Below are 4,213 nucleotides of genomic sequence, written 5' to 3'. Positions count from 1 at the left end.
ATAGGTGGTNAGGTGTAGAACATCAGCGAACCACCGGCGGTAAAGCCCACCACGTTGAGGAAGGCGCGCTTGTGCTGCAGCAAACCCTTGATCGTGCCGGCGTCCTTCTTCTTGCGGGCGCCAGCCGAGGAAGTCTCGGCCAGCGAGCTGCGCAGGTACATCGCCACCAGCGCACCGACGGCACCCAGCACGAAGGGAATGCGCCAGCCCCAGGCCATCAGTTCGGCCTTGGACAGCCACTGCTGCATGGCAAACAGCACCAGCACCGCCAGCAACTGGCCGCCGATCAGGGTCACATACTGGAAGGAAGCGAAGAAGCCGCGGCGGCCATTGGGCGCCACTTCGCTCATGTAGGTGGCCGAGGTGCCGTATTCACCACCTACCGACAGGCCCTGGAACAGGCGTGCCAGCAGCAGCAACGCCGGCGCCCAGGCACCGATGGTGGCATAGGTCGGCATGACGGCCACGGCCAGCGAACCGCCGCACATCATCAGCACCGAGATCAGCATGGAGGTCTTGCGGCCGTGCTTGTCGGCGATGCGGCCAAAGAGCCAACCACCGATGGGACGCATCAGGAAACCGGCGGCGAACACGCCAGCGGTGTTCAACAACTGGCTGGTGGTATCGCCCTTGGGGAAGAAGGCCGGGGCGAAATAGATGGCGCAGAAGGAATAGACATAGAAGTCGAACCATTCGACCAGGTTGCCCGAGGAAGCGCCAAGGATGGCGAAGATGCGTTTGCGGTACTCTGCCGCGCTCAGTGGTGTGCTTGCGGTGGTCGCCGATGGCGTAGTGTTCTGCGTGCTCAGTGGCGTGCTATGGCTCATGCCTATCTCCTGTGTGGGCCGCGTGAGGTGGGCGGCGGGTCATCTTGCTTTGGTGGAACCGGAACAAGGCAAACCGCAGAGGCGACCCGAGGCCAGGCGCGGGAAGACGATGCGAGCGCATCAGGTGAAGTCTCCGTGTTTGCTTTTTTGTTTTGATATTCATATTGCAGGCTTCGTGCCAGCACGAAAAGAACGGCACAAAACAAATAAGCCATTGATTTAAATGGATTTTTTAAAAACAGGAAGAAATCCATCCATCAAGCCGGTGCGGATTCCCGGAATGCTGCTGCGCCGCATGTCCGACAATCCATCCAGACGCGCCACGCCGCACCGCCGGCCAATGAAAAACGGCGCATGTCTTGCGACATGCGCCGTTGAGCGATCAAGCCAGCATCCAACAGCGATCAACGCTCCGAGATCGCATCCATGACGCACAGGGCGGTCATGTTGATGATGCGGCGCACGGTGGCCGAGGGTGTCAGGATGTGGACCGGCTTGGCGCAACCCAGCAGGATGGGGCCAATGGCCACACCGTTGCCGGAGGCGGTCTTGAGCAGGTTGTAGGCGATGTTGGCGGCATCGATGTTGGGCATGACCAGCAGGTTGGCGTCGCCCTTCAACGGCGAATCCGGGATCACCGCATTCAACAGCTTGGAGTCCAGCGCGGTGTCGCCGTGCATTTCGCCATCCACTTCCAGCTCCGGCGCGATTTCGCGCAGGATCGCCAGCGCCTCGCGCATCTTGCGGGCCGATTCATTGTTGCTGGAACCGAAGTTGGAATGCGACAGCAGCGCCGCACGCGGATGCAGGCCGAAGCGACGCATTTCCTCGGCAGCCAGCATGGTGATCTCGGCCAACTCGCGGGCGTTGGGGTTTTCGTTGACGTGGGTGTCCACCATCACCAGTTGGCGATTGGGCAGGATCACCGCGTTCATGGCCGCATAGACATTCACGCCTGCGCGCTTGCCCAGCACCTGGTCGATGTAGTGCAGGTGCAGCTGGGTGGTGCCGTAGGTGCCGCAGATCAGGCCATCGGCATCACCCTTATGGATCGCCATGGAACCGATCAGGGTATGGCGACGACGCATTTCCAGCTTGGCGTATTGCTCGGTGACGCCCTTGCGACGCGACATCTCCAGGAAGGTCTGCCAATAGTCGCGATAACGGCTGTCGAAGTTGGGGTTGATGACCTCGAAGTCGACCCCGGCGCGCAGGCGCAGGCCGAACTTCTGGATGCGCTGTTCCAGCACCTCCGGACGGCCCACCAGGATGGGCTTGGCCAGGTTTTCATCGACCACCACCTGCACCGCGCGCAGCACGCGCTCTTCTTCGCCTTCGGCGTAGACGATGCGCTTCTGGGCTTCGGCAGCCTTCTTGGCGACCTGGAAGATCGGGCGCATGAAGGTGCCGCTGTGATAGACGAACTGTTCCAGCTTCTCGATGTAGGCAGCCATGTCCTGGATCGGACGGGCGGCCACGCCCGAGCTTTCGGCGGCACGGGCCACGGCCGGCGCGATCTTGATCATCAGGCGCGGGTCGAAGGGCTTGGGAATGATGTATTCCGGGCCGAAGGACAGGTTGGCGATGCCATAGGTCGAGGCCACGATATCGGATTGCTCGGCCTGGGCCAGCTCGGCGATGGCGTGCACCGTGGCGATTTCCATCTCGCGCGTGATGGTGGTGGCGCCGGAGTCGAGCGCACCGCGGAAGATGTAGGGGAAGCACAGCACGTTGTTGACNTGGTTCGGATAGTCCGAACGGCCGGTGGCGATGATGGCGTCGTCCCGCACGGCCATCACTTCTTCCGGCAGGATTTCCGGGGTCGGGTTGGCCAGCGCCAGCACCAGCGGGCGAGCCGCCATCTGCTTGACCATCTCGGGCTTCAACACGCCGGCAGCCGACAGGCCCAGGAAGATGTCCGCATCGGGGATCACTTCGGCCAGGGTACGGGCGTCAGTCTCACGGGCGAAACGTTCCTTGTCCGGGTCCATCAATTCCTTGCGACCCTTGTAGACCACCCCGGCCAGGTCGGTGACGAAGATGTTCTCGATCGGGAAGCCCAGATCGACGATCAGGTCCAGGCAGGCCAGCGCAGCCGCGCCCGCGCCGGAAACCACCAGCTTGACGTTCTTGATGTCCTTGCCGACCACCTTCAGGCCATTGAGGATGGCCGCGCCGACGATGATGGCGGTGCCGTGCTGGTCATCGTGGAAGACCGGGATCTTCATCTTTTCGCGCAGCTTGCGCTCGATGTAGAAGCACTCCGGTGCCTTGATGTCTTCCAGGTTGATGCCACCGAAGGTCGGCTCCAGGGCCGCGATGACATCGATCAGCTTGTCCGGGTCGGTTTCGTTGACTTCGATGTCGAAGACGTCGATGCCGGCGAACTTCTTGAACAGCACGCCCTTGCCTTCCATCACCGGCTTGGAGGCCAGCGCACCGATGTTGCCCAGGCCCAGCACGGCGGTACCGTTGCTGATGACGGCCACCAGGTTGCCACGGGCGGTGTAGCGGAAGGCGTTGAGCGGATCGGCGACGATTTCTTCGCAGGCCGCGGCCACGCCGGGAGAATACGCGAGGGACAGATCACGCTGGTTGGTCAGCAGCTTGGTAGGCGTGACGGCGATCTTGCCCGGGGTCGGAAACTCATGGTAGTCCAGTGCTGCCTGACGAAGTTGCTGACGCACTTCTTCTTTCTTACTGATCATCGAATCCATACTCTGTATTCTCTAGTTGACTTGCGAAGGGGGTCGATTCTAGCAGAGGTCAGCCCTCAATCATAGGCCACCGGCCTCATGCTGCCCCGCGCAAAGCCTTTTCGGGACTGGCTTTGCGGGGTTTTTCATGGGATTCCATGATGACCGCGAACATGCTCTTTCAGCGGTCAGATGACGTCCGTTTATCGTCCGATACGCGCAATTGCGCACAGCTTGATTTGCGCCGACACAGGCTGCCACCGGCTCCGCATCATCGATATTGGGGAAAACCCCTAGCGCGGCATCTCGCTGCGGCGCAACATCGCGCAGGAAGGGGACATGATGACAACCTGGAGCGGATATTGTGCGCCTGAAGCGATGACGGATTGGTTACAATCGCGCCATGCTTTCCGAATTCGAACTCATCGCGCGCTACTTCAGCCGCCCGCCCGCCCCCGACAGCCGCACGGCGCTCGGTGTGGGCGACGACTGCGCGCTGATGACGCCGGCCCGATGTGTCGCTCAAGGCCGATGGCCTGGGCGCCTATATTTCGGCGGTCACCAAGTCCGGTGATACGCCTCTCATCATCGCCAGCATCGGCGTGATGTCGATGTTCGTCGTGATGATGAACAAGTTTGTCTGGCGTCGCCTGTATGCCTTCGCCGAACGCCGTTCCGCCTCGATGACCT

General features: G+C 61.5%; 3 protein-coding genes and 1 pseudogene. 1 reads left to right on the top strand and 3 read right to left on the bottom strand.

Annotated features, from left to right (window positions below):
- From I5W_RS00395 to I5W_RS00390, 3 genes are all read right to left on the bottom strand, one after another.
- The coding region (locus tag I5W_RS00395; protein ID WP_044527768.1) for an MFS transporter at positions 1 to 827 on the bottom strand (827 nt) is incomplete at its 3' end.
- A gap of 2 nt (positions 828 to 829) precedes the next feature.
- Positions 830 to 1,081, bottom strand: a complete 252-nt coding sequence (locus I5W_RS30885; RefSeq protein ID WP_148289010.1) for a hypothetical protein — start codon at positions 1,079 to 1,081, stop codon at positions 830 to 832.
- A gap of 150 nt (positions 1,082 to 1,231) precedes the next feature.
- The gene (locus I5W_RS00390; protein ID WP_044527767.1) at positions 1,232 to 3,544 is read right to left on the bottom strand and encodes an NADP-dependent malic enzyme; all 2,313 of its coding nucleotides are present in this window, start codon (positions 3,542 to 3,544) and stop codon (positions 1,232 to 1,234) included.
- Positions 3,545 to 3,926: 382 nt separating this feature from the next.
- Here I5W_RS00390 and I5W_RS33000 point away from each other — a divergent pair.
- A pseudogene (locus I5W_RS33000) lies at positions 3,927 to 4,034 on the top strand (thiamine-phosphate kinase); the annotation flags it as partial.
- Positions 4,035 to 4,213 lie beyond the last annotated feature (179 nt).

The organism is Herbaspirillum sp. B65 (genome assembly GCF_000333555.1).
Lineage (GTDB): Bacteria > Pseudomonadota > Gammaproteobacteria > Burkholderiales > Burkholderiaceae_D > Herbaspirillum > Herbaspirillum rubrisubalbicans.
Note: the sequence above shows the minus strand (reverse complement) of the source record. Positions and strands in the feature narration are given on the sequence as shown.